This is a genomic window from Actinoplanes sp. NPDC051343 (genome assembly GCF_044455125.1).
Taxonomy (GTDB): Bacteria; Actinomycetota; Actinomycetes; order Mycobacteriales; family Micromonosporaceae; genus Actinoplanes.
Genome location: NZ_JBITEL010000004.1, coordinates 546,592 through 570,529, shown reverse-complemented (window position 1 = coordinate 570,529; position 23,938 = coordinate 546,592). Strand labels below are relative to the sequence as shown.

22 protein-coding genes, 3 tRNA genes and 1 pseudogene are annotated in these 23,938 nt (G+C 67.4%); 12 read left to right on the top strand and 14 right to left on the bottom strand.

Features of this window, described 5'->3' with window-relative positions:
- Nucleotides 1-449: 449 nt before the first annotated feature.
- Genes ACIA5C_RS16840 through ACIA5C_RS16830 form a run of 3 tightly spaced genes read left to right on the top strand, consistent with a single transcriptional unit; the run spans nucleotide 450 to nucleotide 4,836 of the window.
- A complete protein-coding gene (locus ACIA5C_RS16840; protein WP_396055645.1) occupies nucleotides 450-1,430 on the top strand; it encodes an LD-carboxypeptidase in 981 nt (326 codons plus the stop codon).
- 10 nt (nucleotides 1,431-1,440) lie between these two features.
- The gene (locus tag ACIA5C_RS16835) at nucleotides 1,441-3,579 is read left to right on the top strand and encodes a hypothetical protein (protein ID WP_396055356.1); all 2,139 of its coding nucleotides are present in this window, start codon (nucleotides 1,441-1,443) and stop codon (nucleotides 3,577-3,579) included.
- 9 nt (nucleotides 3,580-3,588) lie between these two features.
- Entirely contained in the window at nucleotides 3,589-4,836 is a 1,248-nt protein-coding gene (locus ACIA5C_RS16830; protein WP_396055354.1) for a hypothetical protein, read from the top strand.
- A 113-nt stretch (nucleotides 4,837-4,949) separates the two neighbouring features.
- Here ACIA5C_RS16830 and ACIA5C_RS16825 read toward each other — a convergent pair whose 3' ends face one another.
- The 4 genes from ACIA5C_RS16825 to ACIA5C_RS16810 form a co-directional block, all read right to left on the bottom strand.
- Nucleotides 4,950-5,258: a hypothetical protein gene (locus ACIA5C_RS16825; RefSeq protein ID WP_396055352.1), complete on the bottom strand. Its 309-nt coding sequence runs from the start codon at nucleotides 5,256-5,258 to the stop codon at nucleotides 4,950-4,952.
- A gap of 163 nt (nucleotides 5,259-5,421) precedes the next feature.
- Nucleotides 5,422-6,222, bottom strand: a complete 801-nt coding sequence (locus tag ACIA5C_RS16820) for a hypothetical protein (RefSeq protein ID WP_396055350.1) — start codon at nucleotides 6,220-6,222, stop codon at nucleotides 5,422-5,424.
- Nucleotides 6,219-6,821 carry an RNA polymerase sigma factor gene (locus tag ACIA5C_RS16815; RefSeq protein ID WP_396055348.1) on the bottom strand — a complete coding sequence of 201 codons (603 nt, stop codon included), beginning with the start codon at nucleotides 6,819-6,821 and terminating at the stop codon, nucleotides 6,219-6,221. The genes ACIA5C_RS16820 and ACIA5C_RS16815 overlap by 4 nt, the downstream gene beginning before the upstream one ends.
- Nucleotides 6,822-6,842: 21 nt before the next feature.
- Nucleotides 6,843-7,571, bottom strand: coding sequence for a TetR/AcrR family transcriptional regulator (locus ACIA5C_RS16810; protein ID WP_396055346.1), 729 nt, complete (start codon nucleotides 7,569-7,571; stop codon nucleotides 6,843-6,845).
- Between the two features lie 95 nt (nucleotides 7,572-7,666).
- Between ACIA5C_RS16810 and ACIA5C_RS16805 the strand changes: the two genes are divergently transcribed.
- On the top strand, nucleotides 7,667-9,196 hold the full coding sequence (locus ACIA5C_RS16805) for an MFS transporter (RefSeq protein WP_396055344.1): 1,530 nt from the start codon (nucleotides 7,667-7,669) through the stop codon (nucleotides 9,194-9,196).
- 38 nt (nucleotides 9,197-9,234) lie between these two features.
- Complete coding sequence (locus ACIA5C_RS16800; protein ID WP_396055342.1) at nucleotides 9,235-9,987, top strand: SDR family oxidoreductase; 753 nt, start codon at nucleotides 9,235-9,237, stop codon at nucleotides 9,985-9,987.
- Between the two features lie 73 nt (nucleotides 9,988-10,060).
- Here the strand turns inward: ACIA5C_RS16800 and ACIA5C_RS16795 are convergent, their stop codons facing one another.
- Nucleotides 10,061-10,666, bottom strand: coding sequence for a TetR/AcrR family transcriptional regulator (locus tag ACIA5C_RS16795; protein ID WP_396055340.1), 606 nt, complete (start codon nucleotides 10,664-10,666; stop codon nucleotides 10,061-10,063).
- Nucleotides 10,667-10,760: 94 nt separating this feature from the next.
- On the opposite strand from ACIA5C_RS16795, the gene ACIA5C_RS16790 reads away from it, so the two are divergent.
- Both ACIA5C_RS16790 and ACIA5C_RS16785 read left to right on the top strand, forming a co-directional pair.
- Nucleotides 10,761-11,171: a heme-binding protein gene (locus ACIA5C_RS16790; protein WP_396055338.1), complete on the top strand. Its 411-nt coding sequence runs from the start codon at nucleotides 10,761-10,763 to the stop codon at nucleotides 11,169-11,171.
- Between the two features lie 215 nt (nucleotides 11,172-11,386).
- Nucleotides 11,387-12,514 carry a hypothetical protein gene (locus ACIA5C_RS16785; protein ID WP_396055336.1) on the top strand — a complete coding sequence of 376 codons (1,128 nt, stop codon included), beginning with the start codon at nucleotides 11,387-11,389 and terminating at the stop codon, nucleotides 12,512-12,514.
- Nucleotides 12,515-12,861: 347 nt separating this feature from the next.
- Here the strand turns inward: ACIA5C_RS16785 and ACIA5C_RS16780 are convergent, their stop codons facing one another.
- Nucleotides 12,862-13,260: a hypothetical protein gene (locus tag ACIA5C_RS16780; RefSeq protein WP_396055334.1), complete on the bottom strand. Its 399-nt coding sequence runs from the start codon at nucleotides 13,258-13,260 to the stop codon at nucleotides 12,862-12,864.
- 546 nt (nucleotides 13,261-13,806) lie between these two features.
- On the opposite strand from ACIA5C_RS16780, the gene ACIA5C_RS16775 reads away from it, so the two are divergent.
- Nucleotides 13,807-14,118, top strand: coding sequence for a hypothetical protein (locus tag ACIA5C_RS16775; RefSeq protein ID WP_396055332.1), 312 nt, complete (start codon nucleotides 13,807-13,809; stop codon nucleotides 14,116-14,118).
- Between the two features lie 573 nt (nucleotides 14,119-14,691).
- Here the strand turns inward: ACIA5C_RS16775 and ACIA5C_RS16770 are convergent.
- The gene (locus tag ACIA5C_RS16770) at nucleotides 14,692-15,417 is read right to left on the bottom strand and encodes a hypothetical protein (protein WP_396055330.1); all 726 of its coding nucleotides are present in this window, start codon (nucleotides 15,415-15,417) and stop codon (nucleotides 14,692-14,694) included.
- A gap of 1,108 nt (nucleotides 15,418-16,525) precedes the next feature.
- The gene (locus ACIA5C_RS16765) at nucleotides 16,526-16,891 is read right to left on the bottom strand and encodes a hypothetical protein (protein WP_396055328.1); all 366 of its coding nucleotides are present in this window, start codon (nucleotides 16,889-16,891) and stop codon (nucleotides 16,526-16,528) included.
- 1,010 nt (nucleotides 16,892-17,901) lie between these two features.
- On the opposite strand from ACIA5C_RS16765, the pseudogene ACIA5C_RS16760 reads away from it, so the two are divergent.
- From ACIA5C_RS16760 to xerC, 3 genes and pseudogenes are all read left to right on the top strand, one after another.
- Nucleotides 17,902-18,249: pseudogene (locus ACIA5C_RS16760) on the top strand (replication initiator); the annotation flags it as partial.
- Complete coding sequence (locus tag ACIA5C_RS16755; protein ID WP_396055326.1) at nucleotides 18,191-18,472, top strand: excisionase family DNA-binding protein; 282 nt, start codon at nucleotides 18,191-18,193, stop codon at nucleotides 18,470-18,472. The pseudogene ACIA5C_RS16760 and the gene ACIA5C_RS16755, both read left to right, overlap by 59 nt.
- Nucleotides 18,469-19,635 carry a tyrosine recombinase XerC gene (gene xerC, locus ACIA5C_RS16750; RefSeq protein ID WP_396055324.1) on the top strand — a complete coding sequence of 389 codons (1,167 nt, stop codon included), beginning with the start codon at nucleotides 18,469-18,471 and terminating at the stop codon, nucleotides 19,633-19,635. The genes ACIA5C_RS16755 and xerC overlap by 4 nt, the downstream gene beginning before the upstream one ends.
- A 68-nt stretch (nucleotides 19,636-19,703) precedes the next feature.
- Here xerC and ACIA5C_RS16745 read toward each other — a convergent pair.
- From ACIA5C_RS16745 to ACIA5C_RS16735, 3 genes are all read right to left on the bottom strand, one after another.
- Nucleotides 19,704-19,775 (bottom strand) — tRNA-Val (locus ACIA5C_RS16745).
- An 18-nt stretch (nucleotides 19,776-19,793) separates the two neighbouring features.
- Nucleotides 19,794-19,864: transfer RNA gene (locus tag ACIA5C_RS16740), tRNA-Cys, on the bottom strand.
- 38 nt (nucleotides 19,865-19,902) lie between these two features.
- Nucleotides 19,903-19,975 (bottom strand) — tRNA-Gly (locus ACIA5C_RS16735).
- Between the two features lie 150 nt (nucleotides 19,976-20,125).
- Between ACIA5C_RS16735 and eis the strand changes: the two genes are divergently transcribed.
- Nucleotides 20,126-21,304 carry an enhanced intracellular survival protein Eis gene (gene eis / locus ACIA5C_RS16730; protein WP_396055322.1) on the top strand — a complete coding sequence of 393 codons (1,179 nt, stop codon included), beginning with the start codon at nucleotides 20,126-20,128 and terminating at the stop codon, nucleotides 21,302-21,304.
- On the opposite strand, the gene ACIA5C_RS16725 is transcribed toward eis, so the two are convergent.
- The 3 genes from ACIA5C_RS16725 to ACIA5C_RS16715 all read right to left on the bottom strand — a co-directional run bounded on the left by ACIA5C_RS16725 (nucleotide 21,291) and on the right by ACIA5C_RS16715 (nucleotide 23,922).
- Nucleotides 21,291-22,769 carry a glycosyltransferase family 39 protein gene (locus ACIA5C_RS16725; RefSeq protein WP_396055320.1) on the bottom strand — a complete coding sequence of 493 codons (1,479 nt, stop codon included), beginning with the start codon at nucleotides 22,767-22,769 and terminating at the stop codon, nucleotides 21,291-21,293. The genes eis and ACIA5C_RS16725 overlap by 14 nt on opposite strands.
- Nucleotides 22,770-22,806: 37 nt before the next feature.
- Nucleotides 22,807-23,097 (bottom strand): protease inhibitor I42 family protein, encoded by a 291-nt coding sequence (locus ACIA5C_RS16720; protein ID WP_396055317.1) that lies wholly within the window; start codon nucleotides 23,095-23,097, stop codon nucleotides 22,807-22,809.
- Nucleotides 23,098-23,193: 96 nt separating this feature from the next.
- A complete protein-coding gene (locus tag ACIA5C_RS16715; RefSeq protein ID WP_396055643.1) occupies nucleotides 23,194-23,922 on the bottom strand; it encodes an FAD:protein FMN transferase in 729 nt (242 codons plus the stop codon).
- Nucleotides 23,923-23,938: the final 16 nt, after the last annotated feature.

Genomic DNA, 23,938 nt, shown 5'->3' with positions numbered 1-23,938 from the left:
GGCGCCCGTCCCCTCCACGAACCGTTGCACGCCCGGCTGATCGCCCGCATCGCGGCGATCCAGCGCGGCGTCCGGCGGCCACCCGGTCCAGCAAGGCGATCGTCGCCATTCCGCACCTCGTCGCGGCCGTCGTGCTGGTGAGCGGCGTGGTGTCCGGCACGATCCCGTCGGCTGGCCCGTTCTCCCTGATCGTCAGCGGGATCAGCTCGTTGCAGGCGAGCCTGGCCATCGCCCTGCAGGGCGCCGCTCGTTGAGTTTCCTCTACGGAGGTGTCCCCGGTCAGTCCAGTGTGGTCAATATCTGACCGAACCGTTCCTACGTGGTCGGCGAGTCGGCAAACTGGCCGCGTGCATATCGAAGAAAATCGTTCGGACGGTCGCGCGGAGTCCTCCGCGCCGCTGTCGAGAAGGAACTTGTTCCGGGCCGGCGGGGTGATCGCGGGTGGCGCGGTGGCCGGTTCGGCGCTCGGCGCCGCACCCGGTTACGCGGCGGCCGGCGGACGGGCCGTCCGCCCGCCGGCGCTGAAGCCCGGCGACCGGGTACGCATCGTCGCGCCGGCCTATCCGGGTGACGCACGACTCGACCGCGGCACCGAGATCCTGGAGAGCTTCGGGCTGGTGGTCGAACTCGGCGATCACGTCTACGACACCCACGGCTATCTCGCCGGCACGGACGCCGACCGGCTGGCCGACCTCAACGCGGCCTTCCGCGACCCGGGGGTGCGGTGTGTGTTCGGTGCCCGCGGAGGCTACGGCACCCAACGCATCATTGACGGCCTGGATGTCAAGGCGGTCCGCCGCGACCCGAAGGTCTTCATCGGGTTCAGCGATCTGACCGTCCTGCACGGCAAGTTGTGGCGCAGCGCGCGACTGGTCAGCTTCTACGGCCCGCTCGCGACGTGGACCGACTCGCGCACCGGGCCGACCTCGATCGAGTCGATGCGGGCGGCGTTGATGACGACCGATCCGATCGTTCTCCATCGTGACCCGGCCGAGCCGAGCTCCGCGGTGACGATCAAAGGCAACGCGACCGGGATCGCCTCCGGCCCACTGCTCGGCGGCAACCTCACGATGCTCGACGAGAGCGTCAGCACCGGCGACCTGCCCCACTTCGACGGCGCGATCTTCCTGTTCGAGGACACCGGCGAGGCGCCGTACAGCTACGACCGGATGCTCACCCATCTGCGGCGCATCGGCGCGCTGAAGCGGATCGCGGGTGTCGCCATCGGACAGTTCAACGCGGCGAGCGTCCCGGCCGGACAGGAGACCGCGGCACAGGCCGTGACCGACCGGCTCGCCGACCTCGGCGTCCCGGTCCTCGGCGGCCTGCTCGTCGGGCACGGCAACGGTCAGCTCACCGTCCCGCTGGGCGCCCACGCCACCATCGACACCACCGCCGGCACGCTGACCATCGACCCCGGCGTTCGCTGAAATCCCATTCGTGCACGTCACTCTGGGGGAAACCATGGAACCGCCGCCACTGATCGCCACGGCGATCGAGTCCGACCTACCCGAGCCGACCAGCTACCGCGGGCAGCACATCATTGCACTGGACGTCGACTCCGACGCCTGGCTGACCGCGTACGGGATCGTCTACTGGTTGACGCCGTTCACGGCGTCCGAGTCGCAGGAGGGCTCGTGTGCGATCTCCCTGATCTCCCCCTCCGAGCTACCATTGACCTGCGCGATCTACGCGGAGAACGGTCATCTGATTTCACAGTGGGACAACTTCCCGGACAGCAGTAACCCGGAAGCAAAGTCCACCGGAATCACCCTGTCCGAGTTGGAGAACCCGGCCGACCCATCCGATCAGAACGGCCCCCGGGTGGACGTGGTGACCGGGACTTCGCTGACCTTCCGGCTCAACTACCGCGACAGCGTGAACGTCGCCGACGTCGTCGTGGCGCTGCAGCTGGGCGAGCCCGTGTCGCGGGCGCTGAACAAGCGCCGTCTGTGTTTCCGGCTGAGCAGCCGCCCGATCGCCTCGACCGCGCTCGTCGAGCAGGATCGGCTACGCCCGGAGCCCAAGACGCCGCTGATCTATCTGCATGCCTACGAGGACCCCGACACCGGGGCGGAAACCATCGGCACCCGGCTACCACCGATGGCCCTCACCCATGACCGGATCGCCGCCGCGTGGGAGACCGCGATGGCCACCGGCCATTTCGATCCGGCGATGTTCCCCAACGTGGCCACCGGCACGGCCAACCTCGACGACGCGGGTCGGGCGGGCATCATGCGGGCGATCGCCGGCCTCGACACGGCCACCGTGATCCAGCAACTGGACTCGGGCGCGCGGCTGACGGTGAACCGCGACAGTAACGGTGACTACTCCTACCGATTCCTGCCGGCGCCCCGGCACTGCGCACCGGGTCTGCTGCTCGTCGAGTACTACCGGCTGTCGACCTTCCCCGGCCGGTACGGCGCCGGACGCACCGTCAAGACGTTCTCACTGCTGCCAGGTGAGCAGACGACCATCCGGATCAGCACCTACAAGCGTTCGTCCGAGAGCCTGCAACAGACCTCCTCGATCCTGGACGCCACCACCAGCGAGACCGAGAGCGAGTTCGGTCGCACGGTCAACTCCGAGCAGTCAAATCAGGACAACGCCAGCACGAGCTTCGAGTACCGGGCCGAAGCCGAGGCGCAGGGCCAGGCGAACTGGGGCTGGGGAAGCGCCAGCGCCAAGGTCAGCGGCGGGGTCTCGGGCGGCTCCCAGAGCGCACGCCAGGAACTCAGCAAGAACCTCACCAACGCCGTCACCCAGAACACCGCCCGCGCCTCCTCCCGCCGCGACGTCCAGGTCGACACCAGTCTGGACGTCAAGCTCGAATCGGGTGAGGAGCAGGCCGTCGACCGGACGCTGTCGAACATCAACGTCAGCCGGACCCTCAACTTCGTCTTCCGGCAGATGAACCAGGAGTTCATTTCGCTCCTGCACCTGGTGGACGTCCGGGTGGCCTTCTTCAACGGGCACACCGAATCCCGCGACGAGGTGCCGCTGTCGGAGCTGGACCGCCTGCTCGCCGACAGTCTGCAGCCCGACCACATCGCACCCGTGCGCGAAGGCATCCTGGCCGAGTTGCGAACGATCGTCGACCACAGCGGCCGGCCACAGCCCGACTTCATCAAGACGGTGCAGCTGACCGGGGCCGACGGCCGGCCGTCCACCGGGTACGCACAGGTCGACCGGGACTTCACCACGTCCTGCACCGGTCCGGACGGACGTGAGCGCACGGTGCCGGGCATCATCATCGCCGCCGACCGGCATGTGCTCCGCACCGACGGCATCACGGTCGACTCCTACACCGGCGGCGGCAGCGCACTCGACGACTACTCGAGCGGGCTGCAGGAACAGGCCGTACGCGCGCAGCAGCTCGAAAACGATCGCCGGCAGGCCGAGACCGAACGCCTGCGGCTGGCCCTCCAGCTCGTCCGAAAGGGAGACGCGGCCGCGGTCGACCTCTATCAGCGGGTCTTTCCTCTTCCCCAGGTGATAAACCAGATCGACCACGCCGCGGTGAACACCACCTCCAACGGCCAGGCGCCGCCCGCCCCCGCCAACGACACCCAGGTGTGAGGGCCAGACATGACGACACCATTCGGATGGCAGCCACCGCCGGCGCTCTTTCCCGGGAGGCACTTCCTCGCACCGGTCGGGCGCGGACTTCGCAACCCCGCACTCCCGCAGATCACGGCGGCTCCGCAACTGACGACGCATGCCGCGCTCCCCGCGGAAGCCGAGGCGGCGACCCTGCTGATCACCGACCGGTCCGGCCGGCCGGTTTCCGAGCTTCCGACGTACGGCGCCGGCGCGAAAAAGCTGGTCGTGGTGGTCGGACAGCCGGTCGAACTGCAGGTACACAGCCAGCCCGTCCACCCCGTCACCGATGTCCGGTGGACGATCAGCGGGAAAGCCGTCCACACCGCCACGCAGGAACCGGACAAGTGCACGGTCACGCCCTTGAATGACGGGCATCTGCGCGCACAGAGCATCAAATTCCATTGGATCAGCGCAACGACGAACACCATCTCGGGTACCCCGACTGTGACGGTCTCCGCCATGGTCGGCGGTCTCCCCCATAGCGCCATGTTGACCTTCGAAGTTCTGTCTCCCTGGGCTTCCATCTGGGTCACAACCAGCCCGTTTGCGGTGGTCGACGGATACATGAAAGAGGGCGGCGACCCCTATCTAGCGCTCGGGAAGAAATACCGGGCGGGCTGCCAGCGAGAAGCCGCCGTCGCCATTCCGTCATGGTCCGGCGAGGCAAAACTCGGCGCCGGAGCAATTGGTTTCCTCCAGCTGGTCCGCTTCTTCGGGGCGGTCGAGAACGAGGCCGGCGCGGCATATGACGTGCAGACCAGTTTCGTTAAGGTAAACCCCTTCGTGCTCGATATCGGCGACAAACCCAGTTCCGTCCTCATTGGAACCGGACACGAGACGACGGTTACCCCCGGCCAAACGGTGAATCTTGGGACGGCCCGAGGCAACAGCGACAGCCCCGCCCAAAACCTTGCGGGAAGCAGATCAGGCGTCATGTGGAACCACTTCAAACTCTACCTGGTCTACAGATCCGCGATAGCCGGCAGCATCTGGATCACGCTGGAAAAGCTCGAGTGGGGCTGCACGGCGCGGGTTAAAAAGAACGCGCAGGGCGTCTGGGACGCGCCTTATGACATCAAGCTGTCGCCCCCAGCCGGAGAGGACAAGAAAGGGGCGACGTCAGACGAACTGCCGACCTGGGACAGCAAGAGCAATGGGGATGTGTATGAAGCCGATAAGGCTGAGTTCGACGACGCGTGGTCAAAGATTCCCACTGACGAATTCCCACCATAGGCCGGCAACAGCCTCTCGGTGCACGGTTTCCGGTGGCGGCTCTCCGACACTGCCGGCGGAACGCAGCCGCCGCCGCCCCGATACGTCGGAGCGGCGGCGGTTGGTCAGTGCTGTCAGACGTCGGACGACTCGCGGCTGCCTGCCTTGGCCAGTCCACGGCTGACCATGTACCCGATGGTCAACAGGGTGATGTAAAGCCACGCCCGGTCGGCGCGGAAGTAGTCACCCGCGGACCCGTTGTCGCCGTTACCGTTGCCGTCGACCACCACCGAGGCGATCAGGATCGCCACCGTGATGACGACGTAGGCGACGAACTCGGTCGTCTTGTATGCGGCCTTGGTCTCGGACAGCCGGCGGCGCGGAACCCCGGCGACCGCGATGTCGTCGTCGTGCCCTGACGTGCCGGTGGCTGGGCTGGTCAATGTATCTCCCGGTGCGATAGTTCGCGGAACCGCATGCCGCTGGTGAGCGACGGGCGGTGGATTCGGGCGATGCCCGAGGAACGACATCGATCCATCGTTGTCGATGGCTGGGTACCCGGCATCGACGGGTCTAAACGGCCGGGCCCGGACACCTCCGTGCCGGCTATCCGATCGGAAGCCGGGCGGCGCGCGGGTCCACGGTCGTCATGCCGGCGCCGGTGCGTACTTCCAGTTCGCAGCCGGTGGGGTCGCCGCGGTCGCTGGGCCACCAGACGCCCCATATGCCGCCGCGCAGAGTGGCGGTCACTCGAAGGCCGTTGGTCAGCCGCAGGTCGACACCGGTCACGGCGGGACCGCTCAGCCCGTACAGCTGAAACGCCTGGATCCCGCCCCTGCCGCCGTGGGGCGGCGTCTCGATGTTGTCGCCGAGCACCAGAACGGATCCGTCCCGCGGTCTGGTGAACGGCTTGTCGGAGACGGTGGTCACCATGCCGTTGAGCCCGTCGCGCCCGTCGGCCTTCAGGCCGGACAGTGCGATCAGCGGATCGGTGGGCGTGCCGCTCCCCATCGAAACGTCGACGCAGTAGGTGAAGCCGCCGCGCCGGTCGACCAGGACCTCGCGGCGGGCGGCCGCTTTCGGACGAGCCGGGACCCCCTGGACGCCCACGCCGCCGACGCCGAGGTCGCTGCATTTCGACGCCCAGCGCTCGATTTCCTTGTCCGGGGCGGTCAGTGGTGGGGCGCCCTGCGGGACGGCGGTCCAGGCGGCGTAATTCGGCGGCACCGGGTCGGGCCGGACGGCGAAAACGATCGCACCGACGGCGACGACCACCCCGGCGAGGACGCCGGCGAGGGCCAGCCGGCGGCTGCGGGCCGCGGCGGTACGGGGAATGGCCCGCGCCACGAGCATTCGCCGGATGTCGGCTCGGCGCTGTGGTTCGAGGCGGGATCGCAGCTCGGTCATGGCATCTCCTGTCGGGGTGCTGAGGCGGCCACCGGGCCGGACGTTTCGGCCTCGAGCCGGGAACGCGCCCGCGACAGCCGCGATCGAACCGTGCCGACCGGCACCCCGAGCGCCACCGCCGCCTCGGCGTAGGTGAGGCCCTGCCAGACACAGAGAACGAGTACGTCGCGGTCGGACGGCTTCAGTCGCCGGAAGGCCGCCCCCAGCCGGACCAGGTGCCGCTCGTCGTCGAGCCGGGCGGCGACATCGTCGGCGTGGTCGGGGGTGGCCGGCGCGGGCCCCAGCCGTTCCAACGCCCGGCGATGCCGGAGTGCGGTACGCCAGCGATGCTGCATGGTCCGGCGCGCGATCCCGTACAGCCACGGCAGCGCATTGCTGTCGATCAGCTCGACTTCGGCCCGCCGCCGCCAGGCCTCCAGAAACACCATGGAGACCAGATCATCGGCGGCGTCGATCGAGCCGGTGCGGCGGGCGCAGAAGGCCCGGACCGCCGCTGCGTGCCGGTCGAAGAGCACGCCGAAGCACTCGGCCTCCCCCTGGCACGCGCGTCGCCAGAGCTCGCCGTCGTCGGCCCGCTCGATTTCCGCCGTGTCGCTCACACCCCTCTTATGGCCGCTGGGTCAGTCGAGTTCCCGGGTTCGCTGAATCAGGGCCGCCAGCCCGTCGAGGATGAGGGCCAGCCCGAAGGTGTACTGCGTGGTGTGGAAGTCCGGCTCGGGTGAGGCAGCGCCGGACTGCGAGAGGTGCGGGAAAGAAGCCGGGTCGACCAGGGCGGCCATCCGCTGCCCGTAGGTTCCCGGTTGCACGGACGGCTTGCGGTGCGCCCCGACCGCGCCGATCTGCAGGCTCAGCGCGGTCTGTGAGCGCACGTAGCCGTCGATGACCAGCAGGGTCGAGAGCTGGCGCGGGAGGGGCAGTCCGGTGCCGGCCAGCGCGGCCAGGCCGGCCTCGGTCCAGCGCAGCGGGTTCGGCTCCAGCGGCGGCTCGGCCAGCGGCACGCTCACGATCCACGGGTGCTCGATCAGCCGGGCGGCCAGCGCGGACGCCCATTGCTCGACGCCGGTGCGCCAGTCCGGGGCCGGCGGCAGGTCGGGCCGGCCGTAGGCCACGTGCAGCATGAGCGACAACAGCTCGTCTTTGGAGTCGAGGTAGCGGTAGAGCGACATGGTGCTCACGTCCAGGTGGGTGGCCATCGCTTTCATCGATACCGCGTCCAGCCCGTCGCGGTCGGCCACGTCGACCGCGGCCCGGCCGATCTCTTGAAGGCTCAGCGTCGGCTTGGGCCCGCGGCGGCGGGCCGTGTCGCGGCCCCAGAGCTGCTGCAGGTAGCGGGGGAGGTCGGCGTCCATGGGCCCACGTTATCAGTTTCTGCTTGACCCGTACGCAGTTAATCGTCTAGCTTCGTTTCTGCGTACCACGTACGCAGATTATGGAGGACCTGAAGATGCCTACCACCACCCGCCGCGAATGGATCGCGCTCGGCGTGCTCTGCCTGCCCCTGCTGGTCGTCTCGATGGACGTGTCGGTGCTGTTCTTCGCGGCCCCGTTCATCGCCGCGGACCTGCACCCGAGCGCCGTCCAGCAGCTGTGGATCTTCGACATCTACGGGTTTGTGCTGGCCGGACTGTTGCTGACCATGGGCGCGCTCGGCGACCGCATCGGCCGCCGCCGGCTGCTCATGATCGGCGCAGTCGGATTCGCGCTGAGCTCCCTGCTGGCGGCGTTCGCGCCCACAGCCGGCTTACTGATCCTCGCCCGCGCCGTGCTGGGCATCGCCGGATCGACGCTGATGCCCTCGACCCTCGCGCTGATCCGCACGATGTTCCCCGACCCGGCGCAGCGCATCAAGGCGATGTCGATCTGGAGCGCGGTCATGGCCAGCGGCGTCACCGTCGGCCCGGTGATCAGCGGCCTGCTGCTCGACTCGTACTTCTGGGGCTCGGTCTTCCTGATCAACATCCCGGCGATGGCACTGCTGCTGATCATCGCGCCGGCCCTGCTGCCCGAATCATGCAGCGCGAGGCCGGCCCCGGTCGACTGGCTGAGCTCGCTGATGGCGCTGGCGTCGATCCTGCCGGTGACCTACGGCGTGAAGAGTCTCGCCGAGAACGGCTGGGCCACCCGCCCGGCGCTGATCCTCGCGACCGGCCTCGTCGTCGCGGTCGCCTTCACCGCTCGCCAGCTGCGCCTCGACCACCCGCTCATCGACGTCCGCGCCCTGCGGCAGCGGCTGGTCGGCGGCTCCGTCCTGATCAACCTGATCGGCACGTTCGCCCTGATGGCCAGCTCGGTCGTCATCACCCAGTTCCTGCAGTCGGTGCTCGGCCTCGACCCGCTGATCGCTGCACTGTGGAGCGTCCTGCCGGCGGTCGGCGTCGGCGCCGCGGCACCGCTGGCCGCCCACCTGTCACCGGTGCTCGGCCGGCCCCGCGTGATGGCCGGCGGGTTCGTGCTCGGCGCCACCGGCTTCGGCGTCCTGATCGGGGTCCGGCTGGACGGCTTCATGCCCCTGGCGGTGGCCCTGATCGGCGCCGGACTGGTCGCCGCCGGCATCGTGTCGGTGATGACGCTGGTCGCCGACTACGTGCTCGGCGTCGCCCCGGCCGACCGGGCCGGCGCGGTCGGCGGACTGATCGAGACCTCCAGCGAGCTCGGCGGGGCACTCGGCATCGCCCTGCTCGGAAGCGTGCTGGCCGCCGCCTACAAGGGCGCCGCGACCACCCTGCTCCCGGCGGGGCTACCGACCGGCGTGAGCGGCCCGGCGAGCCAGACCATCGCCGGCGCCTCGGCAGCCGCCCAGAGCCTGCCGGCCGGCGCCGCCCACCAGGTCGTGCACGCCTCCCGCGCGGCCTTCGTCACCGCCATGCACACCACCAGCGTGGTCGCCGCGGTCATCCTCGCGATCGCCGCGGTCCTGACCCTGGTGCTGCTGCGGGTTCCGGCGCCGGGCCGGCATGCCTCCCTGAACCACTGAAGAGTTCACCCGACAACGAAGGGCCAAGAACCATGGGAATGTTGGACAACAAGACAGCACTGGTCACCGGCGGATCGCGGGGCATCGGCCGGGCCGTCGCGCTGCGGCTGGCCGCCGACGGCGCCGAGATCGCCGTCCACTACGCCGGCAACGACGCCGCGGCCGCCGCGACGGTGGCCCGGATCGAGGACGAGGGCGGCCGCGCGTTCCCGATCAAGGCCTGCTTCGGCGACGACGGCGCCCTGGACGCGCTGTTCGACGGACTGGCCGGGCGGCGCCTCGACATCGTGGTCAACAACGCCGGCCTGAGCTCGGGCAACTCAATCGCGCAGGTGACCCAGCAAGAACTCGAGCGCCTGTTCGCCATCAACGTCAGCACGCCGTTCTTCCTGATCCAACGGGCCCTGCCGCTGCTCAACGACGGCGGGCGCATCATCAACATAGGCTCGACGGCCAGCCGGTTCGCGGTCTCCACCCAGATCGGCTACACCATCAGCAAGGCGGCGTTGGAGTCGATGGCGCCGTCGCTGGCCAACGAGCTGGGCGCGCGAGGCATCACGGTGAACACGGTCGCGCCGGGCGCGGTACGCACCGACATGACGGCCGGCTACACCGCGATACCCGAGGTGGTGGCCAGCATCGAGGCGATCACCGCGCTGGGCCGCCTGGGCGAGCCGGAGGACGTCGCCGAGGTCGTCGGCCTGCTGGCGGGTCCGGCCGGCCGCTTCGTCACCGGCCAGACCATCGACGTCTCCGGCGGCGCCTTCCTCGGCCCGATCGTCCCGGCTTGACCGGCCGACCTCGCTGCTTTCTTCTTTCACACGAGTCGCCTTACCGCCGCTCTCGGCGACCGCTGACATCGCGTCAGAGTTGAAGGCCGACCAGTTTGGTCAGAAAGCGATCGAGCTGGTCGGTCAGGGGTGGCCAGGGCAGGTCCGGTTCGTTGATGCGCTGAGCCAGCATGCCGTTCACCGCGGTGCGCAGGTCGATCGTCACGGTGAGCGCGTCGTCGCGCGGGGCGGCGCCGGCGTCCATGCAGCGTTGAACGGCAGCGCGGGTGCGTTCGACCATGACCTCTTTGAACGGCATCCCGAGGCGGCGGTGGACACCGCTTTCGTGCAGCACCTTGTAGAGGCCCGGGTGGGCCTGGGCCCACTCGGACTGGGCCAGGATGCGGGCCCGCAGTTGTGCGGCGGGGTGGTGGTCGTGGGCGGCCTCGGCGGCGTCGCCGACGGCGACGAGTTCCTCGTGGCAGCGCTGGGTGGCGGCCAGCACGAGCGCGTCGCGGTCGGGGAAGTAGAGGTAGACCGACGTCGCGGCGACGGAGACCTCACGCGCGACCGCACGGAGCGACAGCGCCTGGTCATCGCCGAGTTCGTCGAGCATGCGCACGCCGGCCGTCAGGATCTCCTCGCGGAGCAGATCGCCCCGCCCGCGGGTGTTCTGCTTGCGCCGGCCGGTGGTGTCCATCCCAGCGAGAATAGCTGGACACCCATTGCGCTACGGCTGTATTCCAATCATGCTGGTCGGGCAAGGACTGCCCATATCACCCAAGGGGATCGCCATGCCGCTCACGCTCCAAGAGGCCCAGACAGTGATCACCGGCGCACACGAGCGCGCCGCCAAGATAGCCGCACCGGTCACGGTCGCGGTCGTCGACGAAGGCGGACACCTGCAGGCCCTCGGCCGCATGACCGGCGCCCCGCCGCTCTCAGCCCAGATCGCCGAGGCCAAAGCGGCCACCGTCGCCCTCTTCCGCCGCGACGGCGCCGCACTGCGCAAGATGCAGGAGACCTCGCCTGCCTTCTTCGCCCAGCTCGACCGGGCCGTGCGCGTGCCCATCCTGACGGGCGCCGGCGCGGCGCTCATCATGCGGGGGGACACCGTCCTCGGCGCACTGGCAGTGAGCGGCGGCATGGCACCTGGCCAAGACGACGAATGCGCTGAAGCCGCCCTTGCTGTCCTCGCTACCTAAGGTGTCGCCCTTCGATGGCGTCAAGCCACGGTGCGGGGCAGCCTTGGCCGGCCCGGGGCCGGTGTCGCCGCCGGTAGTGGGCAGGGCCGCTGACCACCGACTCCGCGACGGCCTGCGGTCAAAGCCGTCGAGAGCCGTTCAACGCAACTGGGAACACCGCGCTGCTCCCAATCTGCTTCGCAAGGCCGGGCTGGACAGTCAGAGATCATCGTCTGGTGAGTGACCTGACGTGGGACGACCCCGCCGGCGGCATTGTCGCAATCGCTTTGCCGGCGTCTGGCACGGTGGCGACCATGCGGTGGTGGGTGGCGGTCATGGTCGTGCTGGCCGGGGTGGTGGCGCTGCCGCCGCCGGCGGGGGCGGCCGAGCGGCGCCGCGTGTGCCAGGTGCGAGACGATCGGCTCACCGAGCTTTCCGGGCTGGTCGCTACGGGGTCGGGGTACGTCGTGGTCAACGACGGGTCCGACCTCGCCGGCCATCGGAAGATCTTCTACCTGAACGCCAGGTGCGCGGTGGTACGCACCGTCTCTTATCCGTCGCGGCCGCGCGACACCGAGGACCTGGGAATCGCCCGGGACGGCACGCTGTGGGTGGCGGACATCGGCGACAACGACGCCGAGCGCGGCACGGTCGCGCTGTGGCGGCTGGCGCCTGGGGCGAAGGCGCCGGTGTTGTACCGGTTGTCCTACCCGGACGGCGCGCACGACGCCGAGGCGTTGCTGCTTGCCCCGTCGGGCACTCCGGTCATCGTGACGAAATCGGTGGGCGCCGGCGGCGTCTACGTGCCGGCCGGCCCGCTGACCGCCGGCCGGATCACGCCGCTGCGCCGGGTGGGCGACGTGGCGTTGCCGGTGACGACCACGAGCAACCCGTTCTCATTCGGCGGGCGCCTGTTGATCACGGGCGGCGCGGTCAGCCCGGACGGGCGGTTCGCGGTGCTGCGTACGTACGCGGACGCCTTTGAATTCGCTGTTTCCGGTGGCGATGTCGTCGCCGCGGTGACTACGGGCCGGGCACGGCCGGTTGCGATGCCGGACGAACCGCAGGGAGAGTCGGTCGCCTACAGCGCTGACGGGACCGCCCTGTTGACCGTCTCGGAGGGCAGCGACCCGGTGATCCTGCGCTACCCGCTGCCGGGCCGTGCGGCCGTGACCTCGCCGGCGGCGACCAGGGCGTCGCGCGGGCCGTCGTCGTCCGCCCGGCCGTCCACGTCCGAATCGGCCCGGGTGGCCGCCGCCGGCCACAAGGGCGTGCTCTCCTTCGGCCGGGTCGTGACCGGGGCGATCCTCGTCGCCGGCGCACTGGTCCTCATCCTGACCGGAGCGTCGCGGCGTCGACGCTGACACCAGTCACCGGGCCATACGAAGTGTCGACCTCCACACGGTCGCCGACTCCTCTGCAACGCATTCGACCTCGCCAGAAGAGATCGGCGACAAACCGATCACACCCGTCAGGTCAACACACCTGGTAACTGCCACGCCTGTCACCGCTCACGAACCGCGGCGAATCCGGCTGCACCGCGATGCTCTGGAATACGTCGTAGACCAATGCCTGGAGGCGGCCAAGAAGGGCTCAGCGCTTACACGCCACCGGCGAATGGTGGTCCGGCCCGCTGGGCCGGACCGCCATTCGGCACTGGTCGCCTAGGGGCACTCCGCGGGCGGCTTCGGCCGCTTGCCGAAGACGAGGTTCACCTTCGAGCCGCGGGCCACCTGCGTACCCGCCGACGCGCTCTGCGAGGCACCGTGTTGAGGTGATCGCAGTCGACCGTCTGGCTCTGGGAACCGACCGACAGCCCGGCGTCAGCCGGCTCGGACGCGGCCGTGGTCGGGCCGTCGTCGATCACGTTGGGCACCGTCGAGGTCGTCGGCGCGTTGATCACCCAGGTGAAGCTGTATGTTCCGGCCGGGTTGGCCGGATTGGCGTCGTGTCCGGTGATCGCGGCCTGGAAGGTACCCGCGACTGTGGGCGTACCGGAGATGGCGTTCATCCGGGGTATCCGCACTCCGGTGGGCACGACATCGACTCCGGCGTCGGCCAGGACGGGGTCGAACAGGGCCGGGTACCTGTCGTCACGGTCGCGGATCATGTATTTCACCTGCGGGCGGTCCGGGCCACCCAGCCAGCCGTCGGGTGCGCAGTGGCGCCGAGGATCCGGATGCGGCGGCCGGCGTGCCCGATGACCGCGAGAACGTAGAGGCGGGCGCCGATGACGGCGTGGGCCGGGAAGCGCAGGAACGCGGGGGTGCCGGATCGGGAGAGTATGGCTGGTGCGGTGAACGGCAGCAGGGACCAGGCATCCGCGGCATCGTTGAATGGGGCCAGGCCGTACAGGACGACCGGGATGGGGTGCAGCGTGGTGAAGGCGTGCTCGCGCCAGGAGTACGGGGCCGCCGGTCGAGGCAGTCGGCTTACGGCCCAGGTCGCGCAGGTCCGGGCAATGGAAGCGCAGGGCCTCGGCCAGCTGGCCGTAGCGCAACTCGAGCGTGATCGAGTCCGTCTCGATCGGGCATCCGTTCGTGCCGACGGCGGGCAGCCGAGATAAGGGGCCAATCTGGCGGCTAGTTTGACCAGGGCACAAGCGGTCAGGAAGAGGCAGAAAGCCAGCCCGCCTGTGACGGACACCCCGGCCCGCATGCCGACGATCCTGCCCGGCCTACGGTTCGACGACCTGCGGCACACCCACCGCACCTGGCTGGACGAACACAACCTGCCCGAAGCCCTGAAAGCCAGCGTCTCGGCCCCCAGATCCCCGGACACCGCTGGCTCGACGCCGGCAGCCACTGGTAACGGACGAACCACCGACACCGGCGTTACCGTGAGAGCACACAAACAGAAAAGCACCGATGAGGAAGATCCTCGAATCGGTGCTCTGAACTGCGAGAACTTTCGTGGGCGATACTGGGATCGAACCAGTGACCTCTTCCGTGTCAAGGAACGATCGTGACAGTTTGACCTGTGCAAGAACCCTGGCTGAGCTGCACGGACGGTCCAACACCGTCCACGGTAGTCCGGCCCGGTGTTCCTTGGTTGTCACTCAGCTAGTCACCCGTGACGTCGAAAAGTGGCCTACGGGCACTTACCCTCCAGGGCGTGCACCCGCTGCTCAATGTTGAGAAGGAGCTCGGATGCAGACCGGGCTACCTCCCTGGTGGCCTTCACCTCGGTTTGATGCGGAGTTTCTTCTCTAGGACCGAGCTTCGCAAGATCCTTTTTTAACTGGTCAATCAGGTTCGCAGCTGGGCTAATCACGATTTGAGTCTAGGCTGTCTGTGGCCACTTGGAGGCAGAATTCGTGTTCGGCAGTTGTTGTCAAGACATCGCCCGTAGCTAGCCGTTCGACTCCTTGACCCCCAGGCAGCTTATGATCATGAATGAGCTTGGTCAACCGGACGTTCGCCCCCGGTAACTGCCGATTGTCACCCAGTTAGTCATCCAGCGGCCCCGGTGGCGGCTAGCGTGGCTGGAGCGACGTGAAGTCTTAGTTAACTGCCCGGTTCGTCACGATCGACAGGTCGGGTCAGTCACCATCTTTGGCATAGGTGGTGACGTCAAAAACAATCTTATTCGTAGCCATGGAGGTGATTTTTAGAGCTACAAAGCGCTTTTCACTGGTGATGATGCAGAGGTACGGGTGACTTTTTAAATAGTTAATCGCAATGGCACCGTTACTTGCATAACCACCAACGGTTCTGCAGGTCTGGTAACTCGGCTGGGTAGCGACTGAAACACCCATCGCGTTAGAGGCTGCGAAGTTGATCTCTGAATCCGCGTACCAGCCAATGTCACCGCTTCCACCGTTCAGTAGTCCCCATTGAGGATCATCCCGAGGAGCGTCCAAATCGGGATAAAAGTTTAGTTGCTGTGTCAACGTCAGAACTCCGTGGTGATAGACAGCCTGAGATCCATCTCCAGGAGAAGGGTTCGGGGAGGTGGAAGGGTCGCCGCGACTGGCCGTAGCAGAAGCACGGAGATCTTGGATCGTTTTGTTCGCAGTCGCTAACTCGGTTTGAAGATTTTCGTTGGCCTTCTGGAGCTGCTGGACTTGTTGATTCGAAGTGTCGACTTTGGTCGTAGCGTCATTCGCCTTTTTGGCGGTCAAGCCCCAGAAGGTACCTAGCGCTCCGGCGATCGCAGTCAATAGAGCTACAAGTGCGGTCAGGAGTTTCACCGCGCTCTCTCGACGCTCGTAGGTCTTCTTCAGCGCTTCTTGCTGATCATGAGAAGGAGGAGCACTGTACGCCATGGATGTCCTACCGGAGATTTATCGATGACTGTTGAGCTAGAGGCTTCCAGTGAACGTGTCGATATCAAGGCACACTATCGGTTACTCGGGTGTCTGCGAAGGTTCAGTCCGGTCGTTGATCTGACTCCGCAGACAGGCCAGATCAGCCTTCACCTCACCGCCCGACAGCGGCGCCCCGGCCGTCTTGCAGGCAAGAACTCGAACCCCTGACCCCCACACTGCCAGGACGGTACTCACACAAGATCACTGACGTGCAACGCGCTGATCAGCGGCGGAGTGGATCGACACCCCGTGGTTCCCTGCTACGCCCCGACGATGACCAGCCCGTCTGGCACGGATCTGGCACGTCTGGCACGTGGCACGTCTGGCACGGATGTGGCACGGCACCCGCCGTGCATAGATCTGGAATGCGTCCATCGTTGGTATCTTCACTGCACTGTCCACTGGCATGGTTGCTCAACTAGGAGTGGAACCATGGCGACTCCGGCAAGCGTTATTATCTCAAGCCTCGCCGCGGTGCTGGCGACCGTCACAGGGGTCGTACTCGGATCTCACCTAGGTAGCCAGTCGCAAGCCCACCAATGGTCCCGGGGCGCTCGCCTTGAAGCTTGCTCGGACGCACTTCGGAGCTATGCAGCGGTGTATGACAGCCTGAGCAGTGCTTGCAGGAGAGGCGTACTTCCAGAGTTCGACTGGACTAGATGGAATCAGTCGATCGCATTGTTGAGTCTGGTCGAGAGTCGAGAGGTGATGGAATCTGCTCTGAAACTAGACGAAGCAATATGGCGCGTCGATCATGACATAGCATCTGGCCGTTCAGGCCTGGAAGAATGGATCAGAATGCGTGAGGTACTTGAGGCAGCTCGATTGTTATACGTAAACGCAGTTCGCAAGGAACTTGGCTCTAGCAACGAAGAGTTGCATCGCGTCATCGGACGCCCGGGCCTGTCCGATCCTATGTGGGGCGCGGATGGTCGGCCGACGCCTTGAACCCCAAGTAACTTATGATCTTGAATGAGCTTGATCGACAGGCGGCCGACCTGCGCAGATCAATCCGTAGTCGTCCCTGGGTGTCCGGTGCGATCACTGGCGATTGTCACCCAGATAGTCACTCACCGGAAGGATCCTCGGTAGCTGAAGGATTTTGGTCCTCGAGCTTCTCAAGCGCTTCGATCGCATCTTTGCTTTGAGCAATCGCTCGCTTTGCTTGCTCATCAGCAAGAACTGAGGCTAATCCTGCATCACGGGCAGCCTGCTCTTTTTCTTCTAGGTCTTGTATGATCGCTTCCGCTTTTGGCAGAAGATCGTTCCTACCTTTTGCAATAACTTCGTCTCGCATTAGATATGCTTTTTGAAGAACTTCTCTTTCCGGAGAGTGTAACTCGTCTTTCATTGATTGGTGCACTATGGCGCCATCTTTCCGCATTGCCTCCAAACGGTCTATCCCGGCTTGAAGACCATCTTTCTCAGACATGCCTACACACTAAGATCACTTAGTGCCTCCTGTCGCACATTCCGTCTGATCGTCACCACCCGGGTTCCCTGGCAAAATGCAGACCGAGCAGGATCCAAGCATCCGTGGCGTAGCGCCATCCCGTCACCCTCGACCCGCCCATCGCGGGAGCGGGGCACCGCCGGCGCCCGCCACGTCAATACGGCCTTGACACTAGGCACCCAGGCTGGCGGGCGCCGGCGGGGGTCTGCTCGGCTTGCCCGGGTGGAAGGTGACGGGTGCGCGACCATCCCAGAGCTGGAGCGCCCCCGCCGGAGGCGCAGTAAACCGCGACCAACGCCAAGGCTCGGCACGCGTTACGGCCTGGGGCGGGCAGCTGCGCCGCGTCGTCCAGGCCGTAAGCCGGTCGGCTGCCGACTAACCTCATCACCAAACGACCACCCTGGGAGCCTGTCGTCGATGCGGCCCGGTCTGCCCTGCACGCCAGCCGCCGGGCGCTGGCATGCCCGCCGCCGTCCGGCTTGCCAGGCGGCGGGCATGACGCCCTGGGCGGCGGCGTGAGCGGCCCGTTTCGGGCCGCCTTGAAGACGTACAGAAAGTTTGAACAAGCATTCCGGCAGCCCGACAATTCCGGCAGCCGACCGGCCTCCGCTTGATCTTCGGAGCGTCGCTGTGGCTACGGGAGTGCCGCGAAGTCGGACAGGAGAGCGACTCCGTCATGTGCCCGTGCTGCTGGCCCGTCTTGCCGGAGTGCGTCAAGCATCCTTCGGCGTAGGCCGGGTCCATGCGATCCGTGATCTGCTCCGGTGACCACCATTCCACGTCACTGGTCTCGTCACTGACCCCAGCACCCCTCGCCGGCCGACCCGTGCGCCACCCCGAACCCGGAGAACGGCGCACCTTCGACACGCCCTGGGACTGCGCCCGACTGCGGCACCCGCACCCGATACGCCGAGTGCCCCGTCTGCGTCGCCGACCGTCAAGCCAGCCTTGACACCAAACCCGCGAATAGCGACCAGCCCAACCCGTACGCCCGGCTACGCCGCTACGCCCACCGGTTCGGCTTCAACGGGCACTTCCTCACCAAGACTCGGCACCGTGTCGTCCGCTTCCAAACCCTCCGGGACGACCGTGTCACCTTTCGCCGCGCTGAGGAAAAGACGAACGATGCTGCCGTCCGTGCGGCTGACCATGCCGACGAAGAAACCACGCTTGTCGTAGGGGCACTCACCTTTGCCGGTGTCGGCTGGCATTCCACCGGCGACGCGCTTCTTGCGAATACCGCTGCCACTATGGCTCGGGCTCGACAAGAAGCCGGTCGTGAGGAAATCGCTCACGAACAGGGGCAGTCCATTCCCGTCGTCATGGCAGTTGCGTAAAGTCGAGAGGAAACAAATCCGTGGAAGGGAACACCGCAAAGCGCTCTACACCGTCCGCGAGGCCGCAGAACAGCTCAACCTGAGCCGGTCACAAATCTACGAATTGATTCGCTCCGGCCGACTGCGAACAGTCAAGGAAGGACGAGCGCGACGCGTACCAGCAGCAATCGACGCCTACGTCGGTTTACTCATCCGTGAAAGCGAAGGGAGACAAGCCGCATGACCAAACGCCGCAGCCGGGGAGACGGCGGTCTGCACTGGGACGAGCAGCGCCAACGCTGGATCGCCTCAGTCACCGTCGGTTACACCCCTGCCGGTAAGCGCATCGTCCGTAAAGCAAGCGGAAAAACCAAAACCGAGGCCGGAAATTCGTTGCGGCAAAAGATCCGCGAATACGAAGACGGCCTGGCGCAAACTCAGACCGGATTTACAGTGGCCCAAGCGGTCGAGGACTGGCTCACCTACGGCTTGAACGGCCGGTCGCAAAACACCGTCGACAAGAACCGGCATTTGTGCAAGCACATCATTGCCGGGCTTGGCGCTCGCAAACTACGCGAGCTCTCCGCCACGGACGTCGACAAATGGCTGGTCGGCCTCGCCAAGAAACTGAGCACGAGCACCGTTCAACGAATCTACGAATGCCTGAATCGATCCGTCGACCGGGCAATGGCTCGCGACAAGGTCAAGCGCAACGTCGTCGCCCTATGCGAGGTGCCTACCGGCTTGCCTGGCCGCCCCTCCAAATCGCTGAGTCTCGCCGCCGCCAAGGCGGTACTCGACGCCGCTGAAGACACACGGCTCTACGCCTACGTCGTCCTTTCGCTGCTCAGCGGCGCACGTACCGAGGAACTACGCGCTCTTACCTGGGCGCTCGTCGACCTGGACGGTAAGCCGGACGTTGACGATCCGGTCCCGCCGTCGGTCCAGGTCTGGACATCGGTCCGGGAATCCGGGGATACGAAGACTCGCAAGTCCCGACGGACGCTGGCGCTCCCGCTGCGCGGTGTAGTCGCCCTCCGGACTCACCGGGACCTCCAAGACGTCGAGCGCGAAAGGGCCGGCCGGGACTGGCAGGATCTCGATCTCGTATTTTGCTCTTCGTCCGGCACGGCACTCGACGCCGCGAACGTGCGCCGGACCTTCCGTCGCATCGTCAAGGCCGCTGGCCTGAGCCAGACCAACTGGACGCCCCGGGAACTACGGCACAGCTTCGTCTCGCTGCTATCCGATGACGGGGTCTCGATCAACGACATTGCCGACCTGTGCGGGCACTCCGGCACCTCGGTCACCGAACGGGTGTACCGGCATCAACTTCGGCCCGTCCTACTCAAGGGCGCTGTGGCCATGGACCGGATCTTCCCGGCCGACCTTCCCGACGAGGCTTAGTCACTCAGTTGGTCACCCAGGAACGAGAAGAGGCCATATCCATCAATGGGATATGGCCTCTGAGCTCGTGGGCGATACTGGGATCGAACCAGTGACCTCTTCCGTGTCAAGGAAGCGCGCTCCCGCTGCGCCAATCGCCCTCGGTAAAACAACTGCCGAGGTGGAGACGGGATTTGAACCCGTGTACACGGCTTTGCAGGCCGTTGCCTCGCCTCTCGGCCACTCCACCGAGCCGGCCCCGCACGGTTTCCTGTGGCGGCCTCTCCGAGCGGACGACGGGATTCGAACCCGCGACCCTCACCTTGGCAAGGTGATGCGCTACCAGCTGCGCTACGTCCGCTTGTCAGCTCCGGCCCCGCTTCCGCGGCCCCGGCGACGGAAGAAACATTAGCGGGTCCACCTGACCAATGCCAAACCGGGGTCCCCGGCGCGTCGCCACCTCGTGAAACTCGGAAGCGGCGGGGAGCCGGGACAGGGTTGGATGGGCGGCATGGACTTTCGGCAGATCACCGCCGCGGAGCGCACGGCGCAGATGTTTCCGCTCACCGCGTACGCCTTCACGCCCTCGCCCTGGCCGGCTGAGGATGAGGAGCGGTACCGGGGGCGGATGCAGTTCAACGAGACCGCGCTCAACCTGGTCGCCGAGGAGGGTGGGCAGGCGCTGGCGTCGGTGGTCGGCTACCGGATGCGACAGAACGTGCGTGGGCTGGTGCACGGCATGGCCGGTGTGGCGTCGGTGGCGTCGCATCCGTCGGCGCGGCGGCGGGGGCTGGTGCGGGGGCTGCTGGAGCGGCTGCTGCGGCAGATGCGGGAGGAAGGGTCGGCGGTCAGCGCGCTCTACCCGTTCCGTCCGAGCTTTTATGCCCGCTTCGGCTTTGTGGGCATCCCGCGGCACCGGACGGCGACCTTTGCCCCGGAGGGGCTCGCTCACCTGATCCGGGCGGAGCTGCCGGGCGAGGTCGAGCGTCGGCCGATGGCGGACGGCTTCGAGGCGTACGAGTCTCTCACCCGCCGCCTCCTCGAGGAGCGTCACGGCTTCTCGGTTTTCGACGACAACCAGACCGCCGGCTTCCGGGACGACAAGGTGTGGCTGGCCGTCGCCCGCTCGGAGGGCGAGGTGGTCGGCGCGGTCCGCTACCACATCGCGGAGTACGGCGGTGACCTCGTCGCCGAGGACCTGCTGACCACTGGGCCGCTCGGCCGGGCGCTGCTGCTGCAGTTCTTCGCCCGCCACGTCGACCAGGTGGCGCGGGTGACGGTCACGGTCGGCACCGACGAGGTCCCGGAGTTGTGGGGCACCGACCTGGCGGTCACCACCGAGGGCCGGGTCAATCATCCCCGGAAGGGCGGACCGATGGTGCGGGCATTGGACATGCCCGCCCTTTCCGGTACGCCGGTGGGCGCGGGCGACGTCACGATCGAGATCCCGGACGACGAGTTCGTGGGCGGCGTCTGGCGCCTCTCCTCGGAGGACGGCCGGCTGGCCGTGGCGAAGGGCAGCAACCCGGCGGCAACGCTCACCGTGGGCGGTTTCAGCGCGCTGCTGTACGGCGTTCTCGACCCGGTCGAGGTCTTCACCCGCGGCCTGGGCGAGCTCACCGCGGAGGCGATCTCCCCGCTGACGACCCTGTTCCCCCGCCGGATGCCCTACCTGTTCAGCGACTTCTGAGCACGAACAGGACCAGGGTCGCCTTGGTGGTGTGCCAGACGCCGGCCTGCTGGTAGTGGGTGCGGAGGGTGGCGGTGAGGTCGCCGGCGTCGGTGAGGGGCTTGCCGGAGGCCCACTGCCGGAAGAACCAGACGCGCTTCGCCGTGCCCAGGCAGGCGACCTGGTCGGGGCACTGCACGGCTTCCAGCTGGCCGATGTCGGCGGCCGGGGTCCGCAGCAGGACGTCGCGGGGTTTCTGGCGGTTGCGCAGCTGGTACTCGATGCCGGCGCGGAGGGACCAGTTGCCGCTCGTGCCGTAGACGATGACGTCGCCCGGCTGCTGCTCGGCCGAGATCACCCGGGCGACGGCCCGGAAGTTGGCGCCCAGGTGGCTGGCCGGGCCGCGGACCTGGTGCTGGGCCGGGATCGCGACGGCGGCGAGCAGGACGACCGCGCCGAAGGCGGGCAGGCGTAGGGCGCGCAGGGCGGCCGCGGCCAGCAGACCGACCGCCGGGACGATGAAGAGCACGTAGCGCGGGACCCAGAACGACGGCCCGGCGAACGACACAGCCATCAGCAGCAGCGGTGGCACCACGGCGAGCATGGCGAGTTCGCGGACGACCCGGCGGTCGGCGGCGCGGGCGGCGAACGCCAGGCCGATCAGCAGCAGCCCGGCCGCGGCCGATCCGAAAATCGCGCCGGGTGCCTCCCAGACCTGGTGGAGGGTCATCGGCGCGATCCAGTCGAGCTGCTCGCCCTTCTGGTGCAGGCCCAGCCAGACCAGCGGCAGCACCGGCAGGACGGCGATCGGCGCGGCGATCAGCCAGCGCAGGAGGGCCCGGTCACGCTGCGCGTGCCATCGGCTCAGGACCGCGTACGCGTGACCGGCCAGCACCATCAGCGCGAAGATGTGCGCCCAGCCGATCAGGGTCACGATCACGGCGTACGCAATCCAGCGCGCCCACGTGGGGCGCTGAAGCGCCCGATAGAGCAGGAGTGTCGCCAGCGTCGCGAAAAGGAAGGCGATGCCGTAGACCCGGGCGTCCTGCGCGTAGCGCGTGAGCTGCGGAACCAGCACGAGCAGCGCGCCGCCGAGCAGGCCGACGCCGGGCGAGAACAGGCGCCGGCCGAGTTCGCCGGCGAGGCCGACCCCGAGCGCCACCGCGAGCAGCGACGGCGCCCGCATCCAGAACTCGGAGTCACCGAAGATCCTGGTCCAGAAGTGCATGAACAGGTAGTAGGGCGAGATCACGCCGTCGAAGTGCCGGGCCAGGTCGACGATCTGCCCGGGCGTGCGCTGGCTGGCGATCCAGGTGGCGTTCTCGTCCCAGCCGAGGGTCGGGTTGCGCAGACGGTAGCGGCCGACCACCAGCATCAGCAGGGCCGGCCCGACGGACGGCAGCCAGATCCACAGCGTGGCCTGCCACCGGCGCCCGGACGAAACGGGCGTGGGGGCGGGCGCGGTGATTGGCAGTACGTCAGTCACGGCGCCCATCATTCACCATTTCGCGTGAATCATGAATTTAGGTGACGATCACCTCAATGACCTGCTGATCTTGCGGCTGGGGCCGGTTTTCCCATGACCGTCGCTGTTCCAGGGTCACGGTCGCGCGGCCCGGATGCCGGCCCTCGATGACCGCGATCTCGTCGACGCTGGCACCGGGCGGGCGGCCGTCGATCTCCTCGCGGGGCGCCGGCCGCACCGAGACCGCCACCGCGTCACCCGAGACGTCCGACGCCCACCGGTAGCCGACCGTGCCGAGGCCGGGCAGGCGCACGGTAGCGCGTTCGCCGACCCGAAGTGTGACTTCCACCGGACCTCCCCTGTGGTCAGATCAGCCGGGTCGCCCGGGGCGGCCCGGCAGATCTCAGCATAGGCAGGCGGGGAGTGCCGCTCATCGCCTTGAATGTCAGACGGCGGCGGGGAGGTCGGCCGAGGAGAAGGCGCGACCGTCGTCGGTGACAACCGCTGACTGATAGCCGTCGGCGGCCCGCTTCGCGAGCCACGAGATGCCCGCCTCGCCCATGGCGAGGGCGGCGGTCGCATAGGCGTCCGCGAGCGACAGGTCGGGCCCGACGACGGTCACGCTGCGCAATCCTTGGGCGGGCTTTCCCGTACGCGGGTTGACGACGTGATGGCCTCGCTCGTAGGTGCCGGACGTCGCGACCGCGCCTTCGGTGACCGCCAGCACCCAGCTGACCTTGTCGGCTTCCCACGGGTGCCGGATGCCGACCCGCCACGGTTCGCCGTCCGGGTTGCCGCCGCGCATGCGGATGTCGCCGCCGGCGTTGATGTAGTGCCGGGTCGAGCCGGCGGCGGCCAGCCGGGCCGAGGCGACCTCGACCGACCAGCCCTTCACGTAGCCGGACGGGTCGAGCGATCCGCCCGCGTACGCGTCGAAGTAGCCGTCCGTGTCGCGCCACAGGTCGGCGCAGGCGTCGAGGACGTGCCGCAGGTCGGCCGAGCATTCGGCGAGGGTGATTTCGCCGCGCTGGAGGCGGCTGACCTCACTCTCCGCCTTGTACGTGCTGAATCGGCGGTCCACCTCGTGCAGCCAGTCGCACACCTCGGCGATCATGTCGCGGAGCTGTTCAGGGGGCTGATCGTCGGCCAGTTCGATGCTGACGACCGTACCCATGACGTGTTCGACGTGA

What these genes read in the sequence shown, in the direction of transcription:
- ACIA5C_RS16775 (WP_396055332.1), top strand. Translation starts at nt 13,807, where the DNA reads ATGCCGACGATCCTGCCCGGCCTACGGTTCGACGACCTGCGGCACACC.
- ACIA5C_RS16780 (WP_396055334.1), bottom strand. Translation starts at nt 13,260, where the DNA reads ATGATCCGCGACCGTGACGACAGGTACCCGGCCCTGTTCGACCCCGTC.
- xerC (WP_396055324.1), top strand. Translation starts at nt 18,469, where the DNA reads ATGACCAAACGCCGCAGCCGGGGAGACGGCGGTCTGCACTGGGACGAG.
- ACIA5C_RS16770 (WP_396055330.1), bottom strand. Translation starts at nt 15,417, where the DNA reads ATGGCGTACAGTGCTCCTCCTTCTCATGATCAGCAAGAAGCGCTGAAG.
- ACIA5C_RS16810 (WP_396055346.1), bottom strand. Translation starts at nt 7,571, where the DNA reads ATGGACGCCGACCTCCCCCGCTACCTGCAGCAGCTCTGGGGCCGCGAC.
- eis (WP_396055322.1), top strand. Translation starts at nt 20,126, where the DNA reads ATGGACTTTCGGCAGATCACCGCCGCGGAGCGCACGGCGCAGATGTTT.
- ACIA5C_RS16830 (WP_396055354.1), top strand. Translation starts at nt 3,589, where the DNA reads ATGACGACACCATTCGGATGGCAGCCACCGCCGGCGCTCTTTCCCGGG.
- ACIA5C_RS16715 (WP_396055643.1), bottom strand. Translation starts at nt 23,922, where the DNA reads ATGGGTACGGTCGTCAGCATCGAACTGGCCGACGATCAGCCCCCTGAA.
- ACIA5C_RS16790 (WP_396055338.1), top strand. Translation starts at nt 10,761, where the DNA reads ATGCCGCTCACGCTCCAAGAGGCCCAGACAGTGATCACCGGCGCACAC.
- ACIA5C_RS16800 (WP_396055342.1), top strand. Translation starts at nt 9,235, where the DNA reads ATGTTGGACAACAAGACAGCACTGGTCACCGGCGGATCGCGGGGCATC.
- ACIA5C_RS16805 (WP_396055344.1), top strand. Translation starts at nt 7,667, where the DNA reads ATGCCTACCACCACCCGCCGCGAATGGATCGCGCTCGGCGTGCTCTGC.
- ACIA5C_RS16765 (WP_396055328.1), bottom strand. Translation starts at nt 16,891, where the DNA reads ATGTCTGAGAAAGATGGTCTTCAAGCCGGGATAGACCGTTTGGAGGCA.
- ACIA5C_RS16820 (WP_396055350.1), bottom strand. Translation starts at nt 6,222, where the DNA reads ATGACCGAGCTGCGATCCCGCCTCGAACCACAGCGCCGAGCCGACATC.
- ACIA5C_RS16795 (WP_396055340.1), bottom strand. Translation starts at nt 10,666, where the DNA reads ATGGACACCACCGGCCGGCGCAAGCAGAACACCCGCGGGCGGGGCGAT.